The organism is Sutcliffiella horikoshii (assembly GCF_008180725.1).
Lineage (GTDB): Bacteria > Bacillota > Bacilli > Bacillales > Bacillaceae_I > Sutcliffiella_A > Sutcliffiella_A horikoshii_B.
Genome location: NZ_VTEV01000002.1, coordinates 344,839 through 367,532 on the forward strand (window position 1 = coordinate 344,839; position 22,694 = coordinate 367,532).

The 22,694-nt window shown below is 40.8% G+C and carries 28 protein-coding genes; all 28 read left to right on the forward strand.

Annotated features, from left to right (window positions below; genetic code table 11):
• The first annotated feature begins 17 nt into the window (after positions 1 to 17).
• The 28 genes from FZC76_RS05650 (at position 18) to FZC76_RS05785 (ending at position 22,674) form a co-directional block, all read left to right on the forward strand.
• Entirely contained in the window at positions 18 to 371 is a 354-nt protein-coding gene (locus FZC76_RS05650; protein ID WP_148987282.1) for an HNH endonuclease, read from the forward strand.
• Positions 372 to 718: 347 nt separating this feature from the next.
• Positions 719 to 1,156, forward strand: coding sequence for an RNA polymerase subunit sigma-70 (locus FZC76_RS05655; RefSeq protein WP_148987283.1), 438 nt, complete (start codon positions 719 to 721; stop codon positions 1,154 to 1,156).
• A complete protein-coding gene (locus FZC76_RS05660; RefSeq protein ID WP_148987504.1) occupies positions 1,146 to 2,390 on the forward strand; it encodes a site-specific DNA-methyltransferase in 1,245 nt (414 codons plus the stop codon). Before FZC76_RS05655 ends, FZC76_RS05660 begins: the two co-directional genes overlap by 11 nt.
• Positions 2,391 to 2,461: 71 nt before the next feature.
• On the forward strand, positions 2,462 to 2,659 hold the full coding sequence (locus FZC76_RS05665; RefSeq protein ID WP_148987284.1) for a hypothetical protein: 198 nt from the start codon (positions 2,462 to 2,464) through the stop codon (positions 2,657 to 2,659).
• 6 nt (positions 2,660 to 2,665) lie between these two features.
• Positions 2,666 to 2,980 (forward strand): DUF6329 domain-containing protein, encoded by a 315-nt coding sequence (locus FZC76_RS05670; protein WP_148987285.1) that lies wholly within the window; start codon positions 2,666 to 2,668, stop codon positions 2,978 to 2,980.
• A 123-nt stretch (positions 2,981 to 3,103) separates the two neighbouring features.
• On the forward strand, positions 3,104 to 3,871 hold the full coding sequence (locus tag FZC76_RS05675) for a virulence-related protein (protein WP_148987286.1): 768 nt from the start codon (positions 3,104 to 3,106) through the stop codon (positions 3,869 to 3,871).
• A complete protein-coding gene (locus FZC76_RS05680; protein ID WP_148987287.1) occupies positions 3,864 to 4,076 on the forward strand; it encodes a gamma-glutamylcyclotransferase in 213 nt (70 codons plus the stop codon). The genes FZC76_RS05675 and FZC76_RS05680 overlap by 8 nt, the downstream gene beginning before the upstream one ends.
• A 62-nt stretch (positions 4,077 to 4,138) precedes the next feature.
• Positions 4,139 to 4,354: a hypothetical protein gene (locus FZC76_RS05685; RefSeq protein WP_148987288.1), complete on the forward strand. Its 216-nt coding sequence runs from the start codon at positions 4,139 to 4,141 to the stop codon at positions 4,352 to 4,354.
• Between the two features lie 73 nt (positions 4,355 to 4,427).
• A complete protein-coding gene (locus tag FZC76_RS05690) occupies positions 4,428 to 4,910 on the forward strand; it encodes a phage terminase small subunit P27 family (protein WP_148987289.1) in 483 nt (160 codons plus the stop codon).
• A complete protein-coding gene (locus FZC76_RS05695) occupies positions 4,861 to 6,447 on the forward strand; it encodes a terminase large subunit (protein WP_392396816.1) in 1,587 nt (528 codons plus the stop codon). Before FZC76_RS05690 ends, FZC76_RS05695 begins: the two co-directional genes overlap by 50 nt.
• A 32-nt stretch (positions 6,448 to 6,479) precedes the next feature.
• Positions 6,480 to 7,697: a phage portal protein gene (locus FZC76_RS05700; protein ID WP_148987505.1), complete on the forward strand. Its 1,218-nt coding sequence runs from the start codon at positions 6,480 to 6,482 to the stop codon at positions 7,695 to 7,697.
• A 3-nt stretch (positions 7,698 to 7,700) separates the two neighbouring features.
• The gene (locus FZC76_RS05705) at positions 7,701 to 8,381 is read left to right on the forward strand and encodes a head maturation protease, ClpP-related (protein WP_148987291.1); all 681 of its coding nucleotides are present in this window, start codon (positions 7,701 to 7,703) and stop codon (positions 8,379 to 8,381) included.
• A 13-nt stretch (positions 8,382 to 8,394) separates the two neighbouring features.
• Positions 8,395 to 9,588 (forward strand): phage major capsid protein, encoded by a 1,194-nt coding sequence (locus FZC76_RS05710; RefSeq protein ID WP_148987292.1) that lies wholly within the window; start codon positions 8,395 to 8,397, stop codon positions 9,586 to 9,588.
• Between the two features lie 10 nt (positions 9,589 to 9,598).
• Positions 9,599 to 9,820: a Head fiber protein gene (locus tag FZC76_RS05715; protein WP_148987293.1), complete on the forward strand. Its 222-nt coding sequence runs from the start codon at positions 9,599 to 9,601 to the stop codon at positions 9,818 to 9,820.
• 14 nt (positions 9,821 to 9,834) lie between these two features.
• Entirely contained in the window at positions 9,835 to 10,146 is a 312-nt protein-coding gene (locus tag FZC76_RS05720; protein ID WP_148987294.1) for a head-tail connector protein, read from the forward strand.
• On the forward strand, positions 10,143 to 10,478 hold the full coding sequence (locus FZC76_RS05725) for a head-tail adaptor protein (protein ID WP_148987295.1): 336 nt from the start codon (positions 10,143 to 10,145) through the stop codon (positions 10,476 to 10,478). Before FZC76_RS05720 ends, FZC76_RS05725 begins: the two co-directional genes overlap by 4 nt.
• Positions 10,479 to 10,482: 4 nt before the next feature.
• Positions 10,483 to 10,917: an HK97 gp10 family phage protein gene (locus tag FZC76_RS05730; RefSeq protein ID WP_148987296.1), complete on the forward strand. Its 435-nt coding sequence runs from the start codon at positions 10,483 to 10,485 to the stop codon at positions 10,915 to 10,917.
• Positions 10,914 to 11,258 (forward strand): hypothetical protein, encoded by a 345-nt coding sequence (locus FZC76_RS05735; RefSeq protein ID WP_148987297.1) that lies wholly within the window; start codon positions 10,914 to 10,916, stop codon positions 11,256 to 11,258. The genes FZC76_RS05730 and FZC76_RS05735 overlap by 4 nt, the downstream gene beginning before the upstream one ends.
• A complete protein-coding gene (locus FZC76_RS05740; RefSeq protein WP_148987298.1) occupies positions 11,259 to 12,140 on the forward strand; it encodes a major tail protein in 882 nt (293 codons plus the stop codon).
• A 14-nt stretch (positions 12,141 to 12,154) separates the two neighbouring features.
• The gene (locus FZC76_RS05745; RefSeq protein ID WP_262372433.1) at positions 12,155 to 12,574 is read left to right on the forward strand and encodes a hypothetical protein; all 420 of its coding nucleotides are present in this window, start codon (positions 12,155 to 12,157) and stop codon (positions 12,572 to 12,574) included.
• A gap of 11 nt (positions 12,575 to 12,585) precedes the next feature.
• Positions 12,586 to 12,762: a hypothetical protein gene (locus tag FZC76_RS05750; RefSeq protein ID WP_187441958.1), complete on the forward strand. Its 177-nt coding sequence runs from the start codon at positions 12,586 to 12,588 to the stop codon at positions 12,760 to 12,762.
• A gap of 57 nt (positions 12,763 to 12,819) precedes the next feature.
• Positions 12,820 to 15,420 carry a phage tail tape measure protein gene (locus FZC76_RS05755; protein ID WP_148987300.1) on the forward strand — a complete coding sequence of 867 codons (2,601 nt, stop codon included), beginning with the start codon at positions 12,820 to 12,822 and terminating at the stop codon, positions 15,418 to 15,420.
• Positions 15,417 to 16,571, forward strand: a complete 1,155-nt coding sequence (locus FZC76_RS05760) for a phage tail protein (protein ID WP_187441959.1) — start codon at positions 15,417 to 15,419, stop codon at positions 16,569 to 16,571. The genes FZC76_RS05755 and FZC76_RS05760 overlap by 4 nt, the downstream gene beginning before the upstream one ends.
• Positions 16,572 to 16,573: 2 nt before the next feature.
• Entirely contained in the window at positions 16,574 to 17,635 is a 1,062-nt protein-coding gene (locus FZC76_RS05765) for a hypothetical protein (protein WP_148987302.1), read from the forward strand.
• Positions 17,636 to 17,711: 76 nt separating this feature from the next.
• Positions 17,712 to 18,137 (forward strand): phage holin family protein, encoded by a 426-nt coding sequence (locus tag FZC76_RS05770; protein WP_148987303.1) that lies wholly within the window; start codon positions 17,712 to 17,714, stop codon positions 18,135 to 18,137.
• Positions 18,121 to 19,098, forward strand: a complete 978-nt coding sequence (locus FZC76_RS05775) for an N-acetylmuramoyl-L-alanine amidase (RefSeq protein ID WP_148987304.1) — start codon at positions 18,121 to 18,123, stop codon at positions 19,096 to 19,098. Before FZC76_RS05770 ends, FZC76_RS05775 begins: the two co-directional genes overlap by 17 nt.
• A 306-nt stretch (positions 19,099 to 19,404) precedes the next feature.
• Entirely contained in the window at positions 19,405 to 21,006 is a 1,602-nt protein-coding gene (locus tag FZC76_RS05780; protein ID WP_148987305.1) for a recombinase family protein, read from the forward strand.
• Between the two features lie 6 nt (positions 21,007 to 21,012).
• Positions 21,013 to 22,674, forward strand: a complete 1,662-nt coding sequence (locus FZC76_RS05785) for a recombinase family protein (protein ID WP_148987306.1) — start codon at positions 21,013 to 21,015, stop codon at positions 22,672 to 22,674.
• The last annotated feature ends 20 nt before the right edge of the window (positions 22,675 to 22,694 follow it).

Consider the following 22,694-nt stretch of genomic DNA (forward strand, 5'->3'; position numbering starts at 1 on the left):
ATACGGAGTTGAGAAAGATGCCAATGAAACCAAAGAAGCCATGCAAACACAACGGTTGTCCTTTGTTAACGGATGACAAGTACTGTGAGTTTCATGCAAAGCTTCATGTTGATGATAGAGCAAACGCAAGCGAGCGTGGTTATGATAACCGATGGAGGAAAGCGAGCAAACGATTCTTAAACGCTCATCCTATTTGCAAACACTGTGAACAGAAAGGAAAGCTGACTCAAGCAACGGTGGTGGACCACATCAAACCTCATCGTGGAGACCAGAGACTGTTCTGGAATGAAAGCAATTGGCAACCATTATGTAAGAAGTGTCATGACAGAAAGACAAGAACAGAAGATCAGTATCCAGTTTACTCTTTTTGAGAGACCCATAGGGGAGGTCAAATCTCTACAACCTTTTATATGGCGACCGCGCGCCCCCTTCATGCGAATTTTCGCGGAATTACACAAGGGGGGTTACTCTTGAGAGCTTGGAAACACCTTTAACCTTAATAGTGGTAAGGGTTTGGGGTACTCACTATTTTGCGAAAAGGTTTGTTTGAGGGAATGATTAAAATGGCGTTCAACCCTTGTCAGTACTGGGTTAAAAGCCTTCTTGTTAAATAAATAAAAAATACGAATAAAACGCATGTTTAGCCTAATGAAAAGCTGAATTATGCGCTTTTTTATTGCACTTTTGCACACGGTTTACGCAGAAAGGAGTGGGAGTGATGACTGAATACGAAAAGCAACAAATCTATGACCTTCGCATTAAAGGAGTCGGGTACCAAGCGATCGCTGCAGTGTTGGGGCAATCCCGAGATAATGTCCGTGGCTTTTGCAAACGCAATGGACTTGATGGTGATGCAAAAGTGGTTGCATTAAATGTGAAAGAACAAATGAAAAATCATGTACTCTGCTCCTCCTGTGGAATGCCTATTAAGCAAAAGAAAAGAGGAAGGGTTCGGAAGTTTTGTTCTGATGACTGCCGCAGAAAATGGTGGAATGAAAATCCCCAAGCAAGGAAGAAAAGAGAAGCAGCTATTTACACCTATACGTGTCCACAATGTGGTGAAACGTTCAGTTGCTACGGAAACAAGAACCGGAAGTTCTGCAGTCATGATTGTTACATCAAATCGAGATTTAGGAGTGAGGATGATGGAATTTAAAAAGCTGCCCATCGATGAATTAATTCCTGCGAGTTATAACCCCAGGAAGAAATTGAAACCAGGAGATAGTGAATTTGAAAAGATTAAAAATAGCATTGAGCAATTTGGATATGTAGAACCTGTCATTGTAAATAAGGATATGACGGTTGTTGGTGGGCATCAAAGAATATCGGTTTTAAAAACATTAGGATTTACAGAAATCGACTGTGTCGTTATCGATGTTGATAAGACAAAAGAGAAGGCTCTCAATATTGCTTTAAATAAAATTAGCGGCGAGTGGAACAAAGAGCTATTAGCTGACCTTATTCAAGATTTGCAATCCTTAGACTACGATGTTTCATTTACCGGTTTTGATCCACCTGAAATCGATCAGCTTTTTAACGAGGTTCATGATAAAGATATTAAGGAAGACGACTTTGATGTGGAAAAGGAATTAGCTGAACCAGCCATAACCCAAAAAGGTGATGTGTGGTTATTAGGAAGGCATCGTTTAGTATGCGGAGACAGTACAGATCCAGACGTTTATCAAATTCTTATGAATGGCCAAAAGGCAAATCTAGTAGTTACGGACCCGCCTTATAATGTAAACTACTCATCTCAAGCAGGTAGCATCCAAAACGATAACATGAAAGATGAAGAGTTTTATAACTTCCTGCTTAAAGCCTATAAAAATATGGCTGCTAGCATGGAAAAGGATGCATCCATCTATGTGTTCCATGCAGACACGGAAGGTTATAACTTCAGAAAGGCATTCAAGGATGCAGGCTTTTACTTATCTGGTGTTTGTATCTGGGCCAAGCAAAGTCTCGTACTTGGTCGAAGTCCATACCAATGGAAACATGAACCGGTTTTATTTGGCTGGTTAAAGAATGGCAAGCATAACTGGTATGCCGATCGAAAGCAAAGTACCATCTGGAACTTCGACAGACCTTCCAAAAATGCGCTTCATCCAACGATGAAACCTGTTAGCTTGTGCGCCTATCCAATTCAGAATAGCAGTATGAGCAATTGTATCGTACTGGATCCTTTTGGTGGGAGTGGGTCCACGCTCATGGCTTGCGAACAAACAAACCGAATTTGTTATACGATTGAACTCGATGAAAAATATGCAGATGCAATAGTCAAAAGATATATCGAGCATGGGGGAACGGATGCCAATGTGTTCTTACAACGGGATGGAGATAAGGTAGCGTATTCAGATGTTCCGAAACCTGTATTTGACGAAATATTATAGATGGAGAAAGTTGCTATGCTCCAACGTGTATGGCAATATGCTACTACCTTGAAGAGATTGGAGGCAGAGCGATGGTAGAAAACCAAAAACCACCATGCAAACTTATCGGCGAAGATGGCAATATCTTTTCCATCCTTGGGCGTGTGAGCAAAACGCTAAAAGAAGACGGGAAAGAGGAACAAGCTAAAGAGGTAAGGGAGCAGGTAATGGCATCTAGCTCCTATGGTGAAGCCCTCCAAATCATCATGGAATACGTAGAGGTGGAGTGATGAGGAATGAAAGTACTGTTCGGAAGGAAAGTTAGTAGTCTAGCGGAACTAAAGGAAATCACGGAAGAAGCTATGAAACAAGGGCAGCGAGGTCAAACATACATCGTAACAAAAGAAGTGGAGTTAGAAGATAGGGATTTTCATAACTTTGCAAGTGACTTCTTTAACGACCAGCCTTGGATCACACGAGAAGATGGCGGAGTGAATACGAATCGAGAGGCTCGCTGCATCAGAGTCATCAATAAAGAAACTGGTGAAACAGTTTTAGTAAACAGCGAAGGTTACAGTTATCCAAGATACACAGCAATTGAAAACAACTAGAGTGGGCCTAAAAAGGCCTTTTTCTATTGGTCTATAAATATACGTATTTCTTTCGGAATGACTTGCTATTACCTGTGTTTAGAGTGATATATGTACTACACCAAAACACAGGAGGTTATGAAAATGGAACGAAAAGAAATGGTCAAAAAGCTAGGAGAATTTTTAGGAGTAAAACCAAAGTTTCTCAATGCACCCACATTTAACTACGAAATTGTAACCGAAGAGGAAACCTACACCATCGACAGATTTGGCGAGATTACCATTTCAACTGGGGAAGAGCAGACTTTCGAAGAGATTATTAACCCGCCAGCAACGAGGGAAGACCTAGAGAATGTGAACAATAAAGAGCCTGCAGCAGAAGGATTAAACCTTGATGGGATGGAGCTAACACTTCCATTGGAAGGCCACACAGGAATAACACTAAGGAATCTAGTAAACATGCTTTTTAGTAAGCAGCACCTGGTTATGAAGGCTTTTGATTTAGAAGGACCACTCATGGATGGAACCTTTGCAGAGGATTTAAGTATGAAAGAAACAAGCACTTTCGAAGAGTTCAAGGAAGCCTTAGATGAACTTGGATTCGAGCGACTCCCGGGTTTAACATTTGATTTTGAAAACGAGAAATTCACTATCAAACTAGCAACGGACAGCTTAGATGCAGAGAAGATTGGAGCCTTCCAAGACCTAGCTTCATTAATCAATAAAAATGCCCAAAAGCAGAAACGAGCTTCTTTCAAGCAAGTTCAGGATGACAATCCAAAATACGCCTTCAGAACCTGGCTCATTCGCCTTGGGATGAACGGTAGTGAATATAAAACAACAAGGAAGGTGCTCCTCGCCAACCTTGAAGGAAGTGGAGCCTTTAGAAAGGTGAGTGAACCGAATGGATAAGTTCTTCACACAAACGCACTGTGATCGCTGTGGAGGCAGTTTAAAAGGCGGACGGATTATGTCCATGTACAATACGGATTGCATTTGTTTAAGCTGCAAGGATAAGGAATCCAAACGGGACGACTATGGCGAGGCGGTCAAAGCAGACCATGAGGAAATCAAGAAGGGCAATTACAATTATAAAGGAATTAAGGGCGATAATTAACTTGATAATCCCTGTGTTTAGAGTGATGTATAGACATACCAAAACACAGGGAGGTTGTTTGAATGACCAGAGATATGATTCAGACGTTGCAAGGGAACGTTGATGCGGTGAGGGGAATGGAACTACTGCTCCAGCAAAAACGAGAATTGATAGAAGCAGGATACCAAGAAGATGAGATATATCTTCTGCCGGGAATTCTAGTCCTGCAACTTGAAGATGGAGAAGTACGCTGGATGGTTTTCGAAGGCGAGTTCAAGATGGAAATATGGAAGAACTAAAGGAATGAATCAATTGGAGTCTATCAGAAGGTAGGCTCTTTTCTTATGCCAATTTTGAAAGGAGGTGGCGCCTGTGGCTCAACGTGGAAGGAAACCAAAGCCAACTGCACTGAAAGCATTGGAAGGCAATCCTGGAAAGAGAGATTTGAATAAGAAGGAACCAAAACCAGAGAAGAAAGCACCAAGATGCCCATCTTGGCTGGAACCGGAAGCTAAGAAAGAGTGGCGAAGAATGGTTAAACAACTAGAGCAATTAGGAATCTTGACTGAAGTGGATATGGCTGCCTTTGCCGGATACTGCCAAGCCTATGCTAGATGGAAAGAGGCCGAAGAGTTTATCACCAAGCACGGAACCATTGTCAAAACCCCTTCAGGATATTGGCAACAGGTGCCGCAGGTTTCCATTGCTCAGAGCTATTTAAAAATCATGAATCGTTTCTGTGAGCAGTTTGGATTAACCCCTTCATCAAGGACTAGAATTGTGGCGGACAAACCAAGTGATGCAGATGACCCGATGGAATTTATGCTCTTTCAAGGTGGTGGTAAGGGTGTATGACGAGAAAAAGGCCCAACATGCCGTCAACTTTATCAACTGCTTAAAACATACGAAAGGTCAATGGCGAGGGGTTCCGTTCGACCTGTTGCCTTGGCAAGACCAAATTATCCGAGATGTATTTGGAACGGTTAAGGAAAATGGTTATCGTCAATACAACACTGCTTATATTGAGATACCAAAGAAAAATGGTAAAAGTGAAATCGCAGCTGCTGTAGCTTTATTAATGACTTGTGCTGATGGTGAGTGGGGAGCAGAAGTTTATGGCTGTGCCTCTGACCGACAACAGGCCTCCATTGTGTTTGATGTTGCGGTGGAGATGGTGGATCAGTCACCAGCCCTTAGGAAGAGATTCAAGCCCATTATGTCAATGAAACGACTAGTCTATAAACCTACTAATAGTTTTTATCAGGTGCTATCTGCTGAAGCATACACGAAACATGGTCTTAATGTTCACTCGGTTGTCTTTGATGAATTGCATGCTCAACCAAACCGAGAGCTATTTGATGTTATGACAAAAGGTTCTGGGGATGCTCGTCTTCAGCCACTGTTCTTTTTAATTACAACAGCTGGTACAGACCGAAATTCAATCTGTTATGAGATTCATCAAAAAGCGGTGGACATTATGGAGGGAAGAAAGATTGATCCCACATTTTATCCAGTCATCTACGGAATTAAAGATGATGACGATTGGACTAATGAAAAGAACTGGTATAAGGCCAATCCATCATTGGACCATACCATTGACATAGAGAAAGTTAGAAATGCATTTATTAGTGCGAAGGAAAACCCAGCTGAAGAAAACATCTTTAGACAACTGAGACTAAATCAATGGGTGAAACAATCGACTCGTTGGATGCAAATGGAGAAATGGGATGCGTGTGATGATCCAGTCGATCTTGATAGTCTCCGTGGAAGAGAATGTTTTGCAGGACTTGACCTTTCAAGCACAACGGATATTACGGCTTTTGTATTGGTTTTCCCACCAAGAACAGATGATGAGAAATTTATTGTTCTTCCTTACTTCTGGATTCCAGATGAAAACCTGAAAGTAAGGGTTAGGAGAGACCATGTTCCTTACGATATTTGGGAGCAGCAAGGATATATCAAAACGACTGAAGGAAATGTTGTTCATTATGGATTCATTGAGGCTTTCATTGAAGAGCTAGGAACGAAGTACAACATTAAGGAAATTGCTTTTGATCGATGGGGCGCTGTACAGATGGTTCAGAACCTTGAAGGAATGGGCTTCACTGTTGTTCCTTTTGGACAAGGGTACAAGGATATGTCGCCAGCATCTAAAGAGTTGATGAAAATTACACTTGAGAAAAGAATCGTTCACGGTGGAAATCCAGTTTTAAGATGGATGATGGATAACATCTTTGTCAAAACCGACCCTGCAGGAAACATAAAGCCTGATAAAGAGAAAAGTACAGAACGTATTGATGGTGCTGTTGCGTTAATTATGGCGCTGGATCGGGCAATTCGAAATGAAAATAAAGATAGTGTTTATGATGGTCGGGGGATTTTAATCTTATAAATGCTGCCAAATGAGGAGGAGTGTGAATGAAAATACCACTGATATCTAGACTTTTTCAATCAAGAGATGGTCCAAAAAATAGTTTTTTAGGAAATACTTATAGCTTCTTCTTTGGCGGTACTACAAGTGGAAAAACAGTTAATGAAAGAACGGCGATGCAGACCACTGCAGTTTATGCATGTGTGAGGATCCTCGCGGAAACCATCGCCAGCCTTCCATTGCATCTATACAGATACACTGACAATGGGAAGGAAAAAGCAGTAGAAAACAATTTATATTATAAGCTCCATGATGAGCCAAATGCCGAGATGACTTCGTTCGTGTTTAGAGAAACACTGATGAGTCATCTTTTATTATGGGGAAATGCTTATGCCCAGATTATCCGGGATGGCAGAGGCAATGTGCTTTCTCTTTACCCTCTATTGCCCGATCGGATGACAGTGGATAGAACGTCTACTGGTGAACTTTTCTACGAATATAGAAAAGACACAGGCTCGGTAATCCTTCGGAGTGAAGAGGTTCTTCATATTCCAGGGCTTGGCTTTGATGGTCTTGTGGGGTATTCACCGATTGCTATGGCCAAAAATGCGATTGGAATGGCCCTTGCAACCGAGGAATATGGGGCCAGGTTTTTTGCTAATGGAGCAAACCCCGGTGGTGTGTTAGAACATCCTGGCGTGGTCAAGGATCCTGCGAAAATTCGAGAAAGTTGGAATGCGGTCTATCAAGGAAGTGGAAATGCTCATCGTATTGCAGTCCTTGAAGAAGGGATGAAATTTCAAAGCATCGGTATTCCACCTGAACAAGCGCAGTTTCTGGAAACGAGGAAGTTTCAAACAGAGGAGATTTGTAGAATCTTTCGTGTTCCACCTCACCTTGTAGCCAACTTGGATAAAGCAACCTTCAGTAATATTGAACACCAGTCTATTAGTTTCATAGATAACACGATTATGCCTTGGGTTACAAGAATCGAGCAGTCCATGAAAAAGGCATTGCTAAGTGAAACGGATAAGAAAGAGTACTTTATCAAATTTAATCTGAATGGCCGACTCCGAGGAGATGCAGGATCAAGGGCACAATTCTATCAAATCATGCGACAAAACGGGGTAATGTCAGCCAATGATATCCGAGAACTTGAAGAGTTAAATATGATCCCTGAGGAACAAGGTGGCGATAAATACTTGGTTAACGGAAATTTTGTCGACATGTCGAAAGCAGGCGCATGGACAGAGAAATATAAGGAGGGATAAGCCGTGAAGAAGTTTTGGAATTGGGTTAAGAACGAAGATGGCAGGACGCTCTATCTAGATGGAGTGATTGCTGAAGAATCATGGTTTGGCGATGAAGTAACACCTAAACAGTTTAAATCAGAGCTAAACAATGATGGTGGGGATATTACCATTTGGATTAACTCACCAGGTGGAGATGTGTTTGCAGCAAGTCAAATATACAACATGCTCATGGATTACAAGGGAGATGTAAAAGTAAAAATTGATGGGATTGCAGCAAGTGCTGCATCAGTCATTGCGATGGCAGGTGGGGAAGTTCACATGTCACCCGTCTCCATGATGATGATCCATAATCCGATGACAATTGCCTTTGGAGATACAGCGGAAATGAAAAAAGCCATTCAGATGTTAAGCGAGGTAAAAGAAAGCATTATTAATGCTTATGAACTGAAGACTGGTCTTTCAAGGACTAAGCTCTCACACATGATGGATGATGAAAGCTGGTTTAATTCAAAAAAAGCGGTGGAGCTTGGTTTTGCTGATGAGATCATGTTCCAAAACGAAAGCCAGCAAGACTCATCGGATGAAGGGATTATTTATAACAAGATGGCGGTTGTGAATTCCTTTTTACACAAACTACCTCAGAAGAAAATAGGAACAGACATCACCATATTGGACAAGAGGCTAGACCTCTTGAAATTTTAAGGAGGAGATTTGGATGAGTAAAGTATTAGAACTGCGTGAAAAACGAGCAAAAGTATGGGAGCAAACAAAAGCATTTCTTGATTCGAAAAGAGGGGAAGATGGGATCCTATCTGCTGAGGATACTTCCACCTATGAGAAGATGGAAGCGGAAGTTGTTAATTTAGGGAAAGAGATTGATAGGCTGGAAAGACAACAAGCCATCGATTTGGAACTTTCAAAACCGGTTAATCAACCAATTACATCAAAACCAACGGGTGTTGAAGGGCAAAAAACAGGACGAGCTACTGATGAATACAGAGAATCGTTCTGGAAGGTAATGCGAAACAAAAGTAATTATGATGTAAAGAATGCGCTCCAGGTTGGAACGGATTCAGAAGGGGGCTACCTTGCTCCGGACGAGTTTGAAAGAACACTTATTCAATCCTTGGAAGAGGAAAATATCTTTCGTTCATTAGCCAAGGTCATTACGACTTCATCAGGAGATCGGAAAATTCCTGTAGTTGCTTCAAAAGGAACTGCTTCTTGGGTAGATGAAGAAGGATTGATTCCAGAATCAGATGATAGCTTTGGCCAGGTTTCCATTGGGGCTTATAAGCTTGCCACCATGATTAAAGTTTCTGAAGAACTTTTAAATGACAGTGTATTTAATCTTGAATCGTATATTTCAAAAGAATTTGCCAGACGGATTGGTGCCAGAGAAGAAGAAGCTTTCTTTGTTGGAGATGGTACCGGAAAACCGACTGGCATTTTTAATGCAACCGGTGGAGCGGAACTTGGCGTTACAGCCACTTCAGCAACCGCTGTTTCAGTCGACGAGATTATGGATCTATTCTACTCATTGAAATCGCCTTACCGTAAAAAGGCCGTCTTTGTCATGAATGATGCAACAGTTAAATTGCTTCGAAAGTTAAAAGACGGAAGTGGTCAATACTTATGGCAGCCTTCAGTGCAAGCGGGGCAACCTGATACGATTTTAAATCGTCCGGTGAAAACGTCAGCTTATGTGCCAACTGTTGCAGCGGGTGCTAAGTCGATTGCATTTGGTGATTTCGGGTACTACTGGGTCGCTGATCGACAAGGACGCTCTTTCCAAAGATTAAACGAACTGTATGCTGCAACAGGACAAGTTGGATTTAAGGCAACACAGCGGGTGGATGGAAAGTTAATTCTTCCTGAAGCAATCAAAGTACTTCAACAGAAAGCGTAGGTGGTAGTTCATGAGTAATGTAAAAAATTATACCGAACAAGGTGGAGATCGAACCGTCATAGGTGGGGAATTAGATATCACTCCTGAAGGTAAGTTAGCTTTTGATGGAACACCATTAAGTCCAGCTACACTTCAAGCAAATAGTAATGCTGCAGATGTAGCTGGGCTTGTTACTGATTTTAATGCTCTACTAGCAAAGCTGAAAGCAGCGGGGCTAATGAAATCTGTATAGGGAGGTAAGTGGTGATGGAGGAATTGCTATTAAAGGTAAAACAGAACCTTATTTTAAATCATAATGAAGACGATGTTCTGCTTTCTGGCTTCATCACTGCTGCCATTTCCTATGCAGAAAGTTATCAAAAGAAGCCAGATGGTTATTATAAAGAAAACCCTATGCATCCAACGACCGAACAAGCAGTCATCATGCTATCGTCTCACTTTTATGAAAGTCGAGATGGTAGTACTGGTGGCTTTTTTGCTGACAATGTGGAAGCGAGTAAACAAGTATGGAATGTGGTCAATATGCTCCTTCGACTTAATAAGGATGTGATCATATGAGCCTTGGGAAGATGAATGTCTCGATTGAAATTGTCAAAGAGGAGTCTATTAAGGATTCAGAAGGGTTTGCCACCAAGGAAGAACAGATTCTAACATCCATGCGAGCTTATAAAGAAAATCGGCATGGTAGTGAGGCTTGGAAAAATAGGGCCAGCTTTACTGAGGCTAGCTCTCTTTTTCGTTTTAGAAAACCTCGGGGACTAGAGCTGACTACAGAATTAAACATTCGCTGTAATAATGAACGATACAACATTTTGAGTGTTGAGGATATCAAAGAGCGTGGAATGTATGTAGAAGTATTAGCTGAAAAAGTTACAGGGTCAAAGGGGTGAGGTTATGGCTAGAGCAGCAGTGAAAATGCCAGATGACTTTTTAGAAAGAATCTCAAGACTAAATAATCGCTTTGATGACATTGTACCAAGAGTGTTAGAGAAAGGTGCAGAGCCGGTCATCCAGAAAGCTAAAACGAATCTTGCTACTAGAATTGGGCAGGGTACCAAAGAACCTTCTCAGGCTACAGGTGAATTAATAGCTTCACTTGAAACGACAAAGCCGATCCAAGATGCAAAAGGTGATTGGAACCTAAGAGTAGGAATTCCAACAACGAAAGATAGTAAAGGAGTTTCGAATGCATTGAAGGCAGCTGTGCTTGAGTATGGAAAGTCAGGTCAACAGCCTAAACCCTGGTTAAAGCCCACAAAGTCGGCTACAAGAAAAGTCTGTGCAGAAGCGATGGAGAAAGCGCTGGATAAGGAGATACAGAAATTATGAGTCTATTAAAAGAACTTAATAGCTTACTCGAACCTATCGGTATTCCGATTGAAACGGGTGTGTTCTCGGGAAAACCACCTGATGAATATGTAGTCATTACACCCATGGCAGATAGATTAGAATTCTATGCGGATAACCAAGCGCACACGGTTATCGCTGAAGCAAGATTATCCTTGTTTTCAAAGAGAAATTATTTATCTCTTAAGGAACAACTGACTAGAGCGATTTTATCGGGAGAAATAACGATTACAGACCGACAATATATCGGTTTTGAGAATGATACAAAATACCATCATTACGCAATTGATGTAATGAAAGAATATGAAATGGAGGGAATGTAGATGGCTACAATAGGACTTGATCGATTGTATTATGCCCAAATTACAGAAGATGCAAATGGTATTGAAAGTTATGGGACTCCTAAAATACTAGCTAAAGCCATGACGGCTGAACTAAGTGTTGAGCTCATTGAAGCAATTCTTTATGCAGATGATGGAGCATCTGAAGTAGTAAAGGAATTTAAAAGTGGAACATTAAGTCTTGGGATCGACGATATTGGTTCGATAGTGGCTCAGGATTTAACAGGTTCAAAGATTGATAGCAATAATGTTGTCGTATCACGAAGTGAGGATGGAGGGAATCCAGTTGCGATTGGCTTTCGTGCTAAAAAGTCGAATGGAAAGTACCGCTATTTTTGGCTATACCGAGTTATTTTTAGTATTCCTACAACGAGTCTTGCGACAAAAGGCGATTCGATTACCTTTAGTAATCCCACCATAGAAGGCACCGTTTTTAGACGAAATAAACTGGATGCAGAAAGTAAACACCCTTGGAAAGCTGAAGTCACAGAAGGTGATAATGGCGTTGCTCAAGACACGATTACCAACTGGTTTACTACTGTTTATGAGCCAGATTTTACACCAGTAACACCAACGATCACAATAACTACACAACCAGCTGATGTAACAAATGTAACGGAAGGTAGCATTTCTGGAAGTCTATCAGTTGTAGCAGAAACAAATACAAGCTATCCAGTAACATATCAATGGTATGAAAACACATTGGATAGTGCATCCGGTGGAACGGTTATCAATGGTGAAACATCTGCCAGCTTTGATATCCCGACAACTCTTGTTGCTGGAACATACTACTATTACTGTGTGCTGAGCTCAACGGGTGCTTCTGATGTCACAACGACTGTGGCTACAGTAACCGTATCTTAAGCTAAGGAGGATTAATGATGGGAAATGAAACTACATCTTTGGATATAGATTCCGCAGCGGATGAACGAAGTGCTGTGATAGAAATAGGTGGACAAGACTATAAGTTGATATTGACCACGAAGGCTACAAAGGAAATTGCGAAACGATATGGCGGTCTTGAGAATCTTGGAAACAAACTGATGAATACCAAGGACTTTGAATTGGCTTTAGATGAAGTTGTATGGTTAATTACTCTGTTAGCGAATCAATCAATTCTTATTCATAACTTGAGAAATAAAGAAGCAAAGAAAGAGCTGTTAACGGAAGAAGAAATCGAACTATTGACCACTCCTTTTGAATTGGCAGAGTACAAGAATGCGATTATGGCTAGCATGATGAAAGGTACAAAACGACATATCGAGAGTGAACCATCAAAAAACGTGGAAGTCGGGTAAGCGATGAAGAATTGTTTATCCGACTTATTTATTATGGAACGGCATTATTAAACCGTAGGGAAGATGAAGTTTGGTTGATGCCTTTAGGATACTTGATGGATTTATGGGAATGTCACAAGCAGTTTAATGGAATAGCAAAACCAAGGAAAGATGTATCTATTGATGATGTAATACCAATTGGAATATAGAAGAAGGCACTCAGTGTATGGGTGTCTTTTTATGTTTTGAGGGAAGGAGGTGGAATCGTGGCAGATAATTTTGGTCTGAAAATCGGTGTTGAAGGTGAGAAGGAATTTAAGAATTCCCTAAGAGATATCAACCGCAGTTTCAAAGTTTTAGGAAGCGAAATGAATCTAGTAACTTCACAGTTTGATAGGCAGGACCAGTCGATGGAGGCACTAACGGCTAGAAGTGATGTGCTAAACAAGAAAGTTGATGCCCAGAAAGACAAAATCGGTACCTTAGAAAAGGCTTTGAAAAATGCTGCAGACTCCTTTGGTGAAACCGACAAACGAACTCAAAACTGGCAAATTCAACTTAATAACGCTAAGTCTGACCTAATCAAGATGGAGCGGGAATTAGATAAAACTAATCAATCAATTGATGAAATGGGCGATAGTGCTAATGCTGCAGAAGGTGAAGTAGAAGAGTTTGCTGATGAAGTTGAAAATGCAGCAAAGCAAACAGAAGACGCAGCTAACCGCTTTGAAAAAGTAGGTGGTGTGCTAAAGGGAATCGGAGTGACGATAGGTGCTGCAGTAACCGCTATTGGAACAGCTGCTGTTGCAACTGGGGCTAGCCTTATCAAGCTTGGTGACGAGTATAATATGGCGGTTAATCAGATCTCTGCTTCAACTGGAGCAACGGGTGCTGAATTAGAAGAGTTAGGTGAGATCGCCCAAAACGTGTACAAGCATAATTTCGGTGAAAACTTAGAAGAGGTTGCTGGAGGTATTTCAGAAGTTAAAAAGATAACTGGACTCATGGGTGAAGAACTAGAAAAAGCTACTGAGTCCGGTTTTGCTTTAAGGGATACTTTTGGCTTTGAAATGCAGGAGTCTGCCAGGGCAGCAAGTTCTTTGATGAAAAACTTCGGTATATCTTCAGATGAAGCATACAACATTATTGCAACAGGTGCTCAAAATGGTGCTGATAAGAATGGTGATCTTTTAGATACGCTTAATGAATACTCTGTTCAATATTCTGCACTCGGGCTTAGCGCAGATGAGTTCATTGCTAGTTTAGTAAATGGTGCAGAAAGTGGAGCTTTTAGTATTGATAAGGTCGGGGATGCCGTTAAAGAGTTCAATATTCGGGCAAAAGACGGAAGCAAAACGAGCATGGAAGCTTTCACTGCTTTAGGCCTAAATGCTGAAGAGATGACCAGTAAGTTTGCTCAGGGTGGCGACGTTGCTAATGATGCTTTTTACAGTGTTGTTCAGAGACTTCAGGAAATTGAGGATCCCCTGCTAAAAAATACAGTTGGTGTGCAGCTGTTTGGTACTCAATTTGAAGATTTAGAGGCAAGTGTACTACCGGTTCTCGCAAATATGAAGGATAGTACGCTGGCAAGCGGAGATGCGTTAGCCCAAATAACAGAAGTGAAGTACGACAATTTAACTGATGGTATTGAGGGTGTGAAACGTTCTTTGCAGGGCGTGTTTTTGCCGGCAGTAGGTGAAGTGTCGTCAGGAATAACGGACCTTTTCTCAAATCTTTCTAATGGTATTAATGCAGCCGATGGAGATTTCGATAAAATTTCAGAGGTCATTGGGGAGACTGTTGCAGGTATAACGGAAATAATTGCAAAGCAGTTGCCTCAATTAGTAACCTTAGGGCTGCAAATTGTAATGTCCATAGCAGGAGCAATTATTGAAAACCTCCCAACGATTATTGATTCAGCCATGCAAATTGTAACAACCTTACTTCAAGGATTGATTGAGGCTCTACCTCAAATCACAGAAGGTGCACTTTATCTGGTTTTAACTTTGGTAGATGGCATTATTGCCAACCTTCCAGCATTGATTGAAGCGGCACTTACGATGATTGTTACTCTTGCCACTGGTATTGCTGAAGCCTTGCCAAACCTAATTCCGTCGATCGTTCAGGCGGTCATTTTAATCGTACAAACATTGATAGACAATCTGGGCCTAGTGTTAGATGCAGCATTCAAAATTATAGAAGGTTTAGCGATGGGGCTATTAAATGCATTACCTAGATTAATAGAAGCTCTTCCTACGATCATATCGACGATTATTAACTTTATAACGAGTAACCTTCCTAAGATAGTTGAGATGGGAATTAAGTTAATTATTCAGTTAGCAGCGGGGCTTATTCAGGCAATTCCACAGCTAGTGGCTCAATTACCACAGATTGTGTCTGCACTTGTTATTGGTCTTGGAAAAGCGGTAGTTTCCTTAGGAGAAGTTGGACGGAATATTGTCCGAGGTCTATGGAATGGAATATCGTCGATGATTGGTTGGATAAGAGATAAAGTAAGTAATTTTGTTGGTGGAATTGTAAGCAATGTGAAGGGTGTTCTAGGTATTAGGTCTCCTTCAAAGGTCTTTGCTGGTATTGGTGAGAACATGGGTGAGGGAATCGGTGTTGGTTTCTCTGATGCCATGAGTGGCGTTGAAAAGGATATGGAAGGGGCAATTCCAACTGACTTTGATATGGATCTGAACAGTCAAATCAATGCCACAGCAAATGGAGCTAACGGTTCATTATTAGATGTTACGATTCCACTTACCATTGATGGGACTGTTTTAACTCGGATTATTGCCCAGCTACAATGGAATCAAAATGCTGTGACAGTAAGAAACTTAGGGGTTGCAGGGTCATGATAGAAATTTATGCAGGAGCTACATTATTACAAACCATCCGAAAAGTGATGTCCGCCAATTTGCGAGAAACACTTGAAGGTGAATTTATACTATCGTTTACGGTGCTGGCCAAATCCGCCCTTGCTTTAAAGACAAAACAGTTAGCCAAATTAAATGATCAGTATTTTGAAATCGTCCAAATAACAAAGTCACTGCAAGGCAGTCTTCCTGTTTGTTCCGTAACTTGCGAGCATGTGTCGTACATCTTAAATGATGAGATTTATAAAATTGATACGTTTGATTTTACAGGAGACCCGACAGCTGGATTAAACCAGTTATTGTCTGGGACTCCTTTTTCAGCTGGGATTGTAGAGTTTACTGAAAGTTGTACCATGAAGATCAACCAAGAGGTCACAAGAAGGTCCGCTCTTATGCAGTACATTGCCATCTTGGGTGGTGAAATAGAGTACGATGGCTATCAAATTAACATTAAAAGTCATCGAGGGAGCAGCGAATATAAAGTGGTCATGGATACTAAAAACGTTACTGATGTTTCTGTTTCCCATGATTCAAGGGAGAACGCATCTTCCTACCACATTTCCTTCTTTAAGCTCTTAAGCCTCTCCGTTGGGGATAATGTTCACATTGTTTTTAGACCGCTTGGCATTGATGTGAAAACGAGAATTATTTCACTGGAATATAACCCATTCTATCGTTATGACATTCGAGTAGAAGTTGGTCGATACAGGCCAAGTATTTCAGATACATTTTACCGAATTGAAAGCTCGATGAATTCAGTAGAAACGTCTTTAACACAAGTTGGTAGTTCAGTAGATGGCCTCCAAACTCAAGTAAATGACTTAGGAGTTTCCTATACAATCGTTAAAAGCCTTTCGATAGATACAAGTTTTATTAATGTGACGTATGAGGTTGAAAAGGGTGATACACATCAATACCACGCTCAATACAGTTACACTACAGACACTGGTGGGCGAATAACAAGTATCACACTGGATAATATTTTTTCAGAGTTATTGCTCAAAGAAGTTTCTTCATTAACGGTTGATACAACAAGGTTTGATGTCACCTACGTAGATGGAGAAACAGCAAGCTATAATTACACGACAGATAGCAGTGGAAGAATTACGGCAATTGATAAGGTGGTGGGATAAGGATGAGCTACGATCGGAATTTTAATAATACATTAGCCATCTGGACTGCCTTTGGTGGCAGGGGTGGCCTCGTTCTTCCTATCCCCACTTTGAATTGGACAAAGAAAACGTATAGTAGTTTTGGCTATACACAGTATGGAAGTGAAAAGCAGATCAATGTGTACGATAATGGCAACGCACAGATTGCCGTCTACCATGCAAAAACGCCTTATATGTCCTATTACAATAAGGCGACTGGCCAATGGACAGTAGTAGATGTATCTTGGTGGAGTTACGGTGAACCAGAAATCCTCTATTCAGGTGGAGGTGTATTTTTAGCCAAAATTACGGGATTTGCTAATATCATGGCATCATTTGATGGTATCACTTGGCATAACGGGGGATACTGTCAAAATGCACAGAATGCCATGACAACTGGTGCATATGATATGGCCAGAGGGTCTGGAGTTGTCAGCTGGTGGTATTACAAGTCGCCGGTTTATTACAGCTTTGATTCACTAACGGAAAGAACAGCATGGACATTGGTAGGTTCTGATGGATCATCGGTTCCGTTCTTTAAATACTTAACAACACACAAGGGCAACTTTGTCGGAATTGTTGGTGGTGACAAGTCGATTGCAATTGCTAGTTCTGCAAGTCCCGGTTCATGGACAACTACCATTCCAGAAGATTTAAATGAAACTTCTTATATGTTTATCCGTTCAGTAAACGACAAGTTGTTTGTAATGAAGTACCGATATGTTAATGGTATCTATGATGTGAAACTGTGTGTGATGAATGACAGTGCTACCGAGATTACTGAAACGAATCTCTCTCATGTTGGTGATTTAGCCAATAATAACATTGCTAATCCGCAGAATATCATCTGGATGGAGGATTGGGGAAAATATGCACTCTTTAATGAGAGCATGCTTCATGTATCGGCTGATGGATTAACATGGGAAGGGGTAGAGCAACCGGGATTTACGACATCGACTTACGATACTTTTGGTGGTGCTATCTATGTTCCTGGGGATGGTTTTTATGTGAAGGCTAGTGGTTATGTTTATTATGCGCAGTATTAGAATGGAAAACTCAAGAACCTTGTGGGGTTCTTTTTTTAATAGATTCGAAGTTAGATAGTGGGGAGGGAATTTGAGAATGAAAGAGCTATGGACATATTTACAAGTTGTACTTGCTACATTTGGTGGTTGGTTTGGGTGGGCTCTTGGTGGCTTTGATGGGTTTTTGTACGCACTTATTGCTTTTGTAGTAATTGATTATATTACCGGTCTTATGAGTGCAATTATAGAAAAGCGACTTTCAAGTGAAATTGGAGCTAAAGGAATCTTCAAGAAAGTGCTGATTTTCTTCTTAGTAGGAGTGGCTCATATCATAGATAGCCAGATTATTGGTGACGGTAGTGCCATACGCACAGCAGTCATCTTTTTTTATCTTTCAAATGAGGGGATTAGCATTATCGAAAATGCCTCAAGGATTGGGCTACCTGTTCCTGAAAAGCTCAAGGATATATTGGCCCAGCTGAAAGGGAAAAAGGGAGATGGTAAAGATGAAACTAAATACTAGATTCATGACAAAAAACGATTGTTATAAATCCGGGAGGAAGATTTCACCCCAAGGCATTATGATACATTCCACAGCAACGCCAGGTGTAATGGCTGCAGATTGGTTTAGTCGCTGGAATAAATCATATCAAGCGGGTGAAACAAGCAGGCAGGTTTGTGTTCATGCCTTTGTTGATGATAAAGAAGTGTGGCAGTACCTACCATGGAATCACCGAGGATGGCATTCTGGTGGCAGGGCAAACAACACTCATATTGGAATTGAAATTTGTGAGCCGGGTGGATTTTCTTACGGAAGAGGATCTGCGATGGTTGGTTATGATACCAAAAAGAATGAGAGCTATTTTAGACAGGCCTGGAAAATTGCGGTTGAGCTTTGTGTCTCTCTTTGTAAAACCTACGGTCTGACTGAACGGGACATCATCTGTCACTCTGAAGGCCATAAAAAAGGAATCGCAAGTAACCATGCTGATGTTATGCATTGGTTCCCTAAGCATGGTGAGAATATGGATACTTTTCGTGCTGCGGTTAGGTCAGCATTAAATGAAACAAATCCATCTTCCACTTTGCCAGAAGGTATTAAGGTGGGGGACTTAGTAGGAATCAAAGGATCGGTAGACAAGTATTATCCCGGTGGAGCTGAAATTCCAAACTGGGTTAAAGAAGATACTTATCATGTAGTGACTCAGATTTTCTCAAATGGAAAGCCGGTTGTTAAAGGTGGCAAGGCCTGTGTTCTATTAGGTAAAAAAGTAGATAAGAAGACAGGAAAAGAATCGTCGGGAATTATGAGTTGGATTAACGTGGGTGCTTTAACCGTTATCACTAAATCGTCTAAGAGCGAAAAGGTAACCAACAAATACTACCGAGTGCAGGTAGGGGCGTTTTCTAAGAAAGAGAATGCAGAAGAATTGCTAGAGAAAGTAAAGAAAGCTGGATTTGAAGGTTATATTAAGCAAGATTAATAATGAATTGATGAATGATTTGTTTGCACTTAATTGTCCGTTTTTTAAATTTATGAGCGGACTTTTAGGTGCATTTTTAATGTCTGTATGAGATACAAAAGGGCGGTGAAACTGCATAAAAACAACTGTTTTTATCCTCTTATTTACTTGCTATTAGGATGAAATTAAGTGATATATACAATAACCAAAAAAGCTGAAGAACCCTGAAACAGAGCGGCTTCAGCAGAACTTTTTTTGGTGACCATGATTGAATAGTAGCGTCCAGGTGTTACGAAAAAGGGATAAAATTTGAAAGGAGGCCAAAACATGGAAGAAGCATTATTTGGTTCATTTGGAAAAAGCTCAGGTGGTCTTTCATTAATGGATTCACCTACAGAACAACCTAAGAAGTTAAGAGTGGCTGCATATGTACGAGTCAGCAGCCTTTCAGATGAACAAGAAGGGTCATTTGATAACCAAAAAACACATTACACACAATTGATCCGATCGACACCGGGTTGGAAAATGGTAGACATATATACAGACCAAGGACGAACAGGGACTTCCATGGCCAAGCGACCTGGATTTAACCGAATGATTAGACATGCAACTGAGAAGAAAATTGATATTATTCTTTGCAAGTCAGTGTCAAGATTTGCAAGGAATGTACTCGATGCCATTAACACAATTCGAGAGCTGACTGAGTTGGGGGTTCGAATTATTTTTGACAAAGAAAATATTGATACAGGTGATATGGCGAGTGAGTTTATCCTCACCATGTTATCTGCAACAGCACAGGAAGAGAGCCGAAGTATTTCAGAAAATATAAACTGGGCTTTAGCGAAGCGATTTGAAAGAGGAGAACCGGTCTTTGTTAGAAAGCATGGCTATCAAAGGAATGAACAAAAGGAATGGATTATCATAGAGGAAGAAGCGAAAATTGTTCGAGAAGCATTTGAAGAGGCATTGAACGGAAAGACACCTGCTCAAATTGCTAAGCAGTTTATCAAAAAGGGATATAAGAAAATTAACGGGCGAACAGACTGGTCTTCCACCACAGTTCGATTGATATTACTCAATCGGGACTACACCGGAGATGTGGTTTGCCAGAAGTTCTATACAGAAAGTTATCTTTCACATAAAAGATTGGTCAATGATGAAGAAAGAAATCAATATTTTATAGAAAACCATCATGAGCCAATTGTCAGCAGAGAAACATTTAAAGCGGTCCAACGACAACTAGAAAAACGTAGAAAACCAAATCGAAGTACAAAGGTGAACAGATACCCACTTTCCAGCAGGATTCAATGTGAGAAATGCGGAGGGAATTTTCACCGATTCATTTGCAAAGGGATTGTTAGATGGCGGTGTGAGAACAACGTAAAAAGCAAAGACCTGTGTACCATGGGAAGCATTAAGGAAGAGGTACTAAAGGAAGCGATGCAAGAAGCATTTCTTGGGCGTTACCGGATAGCAAGATTCATGTACGACATGGAGAGAATGCAAAAGGATTTGACAAGGGCTGTAGCGGCAAGGGACTTTTCTTACAACAGACTTCGCCTGGACTTAGAACAAATTTTATTAGAGGAGAACATTGCACTTATTAACGCAAATGGGGATGAAGCAGATAAAACAGATGAGAAACTCGAACAACTATCACGACAGCGAGCATCGATTGAAAAAGATTTAAAGATAAAAGAAAAGTGGTGGGAGCTGTTGGATCAGGATTTCACATTTCGAGAAGAAGCGATAGCAAAGCTCAAGGAAATAGATGCAGTAAGAGCTCCAGCTAAACTAATACAGAAAGAAATTAAAGACATTTCATTCTTAAGGGCATGGGTAGTGCGTGTAAAAGCGAAATCACCAATGTCCTTTTGTATGCAATGGATTGATGATAAGGAAACAAACATCGACTTAAGAAAGGAGTAAGCAAAGATGAGTGGACAAAGTTCATCAAGGGTACGGATTATTCCAGCGAAAGCTAGAACAGGCAGAACGGAAGCAAATCCAGATGGGCAAAAAAAACGGATTGCAGTCTATGCCAGGGTATCCACAGATTCAGAAATGCAGGCAAGCAGTTATGATCTACAAGTTGCTCATTACACAGAATATGTAAGTAAAAACCCTTCATGGATACTAGCTGATGTATATGCGGATGAAGGGATATCAGGAACCTCAACAAAAAACCGAACAGAGTTCAATCGGATGATTCAAGACTGTGAAGAGGGCCGGATCGACTATATTTTAACAAAGTCAATCAGTCGCTTCGCAAGAAACACTTTAGACTGCATATCAGTAATCCGCAAATTGAAAGGACGGAAAAATCCGATAGGTGTCTACTTTGAAAAGGAGAATATCGACACACTGGATTCTAAGTCAGAGTTATTCTTAACCATTTTATCTTCGATGGCACAAGAAGAGAGCAGGAGCGTAAGTGAAAACACGAAATGGGGGGTTCAAAAGAGGTTCCAACAAGGAATTGTTCATATGCCGACTACATTCTTCCTGGGTTATGACACAACTGAAGATGGAGAAATCATTATAGATGAAGAACAAGCAGAAGTGGTAAGGAGAATTTTTCGAGAATTCCTAGAAGGTAAAGGGTGTCCAAGAATTGCAAAAGGCCTAACAAGAGACGGATTAAAGACAGGAAAGGGGAATAAAACGTGGACGTCAGATGCGGTTTATAAAATCTTAAAACAAGAGAAGTACCAAGGCCACTGTTTAGCACAGAAGACTGTTACGATCGACTATTTAACCCATAAACGCGTTCGCAACCGTGATATTCAGCCACAATATTTTGTGAAGAATACCCATCCAGCAATTATCAGCGAAGAAACCTTTGAAGCAGTTCAACAAGAGATAAAAAGGCGAAGCTTGATGATGAGGGACCCGGATAACAAATATCGGCAGCACTTTAGTGGACACAGCCCATTTTCCAATCAATACTTTTGTGGAGAATGCGGAAGGCCGGTGATAAGAAGGCGGCTGACTTCAAGCAGGAAGGGTGAGAAGTATTATATTTCTGCTTGGCAATGCCGAGTCACCGCTGGACGAGATCCTGACTACAAGAATTGTAAAACAAGCTATGTCCATGAGACTGACCTTGAAAATGCATTTATGAAAATAATGGGGGAAATGAAATATAATATAGATGATGTAATAGAAGAAGCGAAACAAGCTATTGAAAAAGCATCCCTCTCGCCACCGGAACAACAAAGGTTAGAGGAGTTGAACACACAAATTGAAGCTATAACCGATCGCATTACTGACCTGGCTGCGAAAGAATCAGCCACAAGAGATGCCATCTACGATGCGACATTAAGGCATCTGATTTATGAACAAGAGATTCTTCAACAGGAGCGGGACAGTCTGGAGGAAAACATGCAGGAGCAGCTTTATCTAGAAAAACAACTGCAGTCCCTCCTAGACTTACTAGAAATTACGGAAGAACTAGAGGATTTTGATGTATCGCTTTTCAAAAAATTAATCGAGCGAGGCATTATTTATAAGGAACGAATAGTTGAATTTCAGTTTAAATGCGGGGTGAAACGAACCCTTTGTGTAAGAGAACGTAAAACTCCGAAGAAGAAATAAGCTAAATCTAATGGAATAAA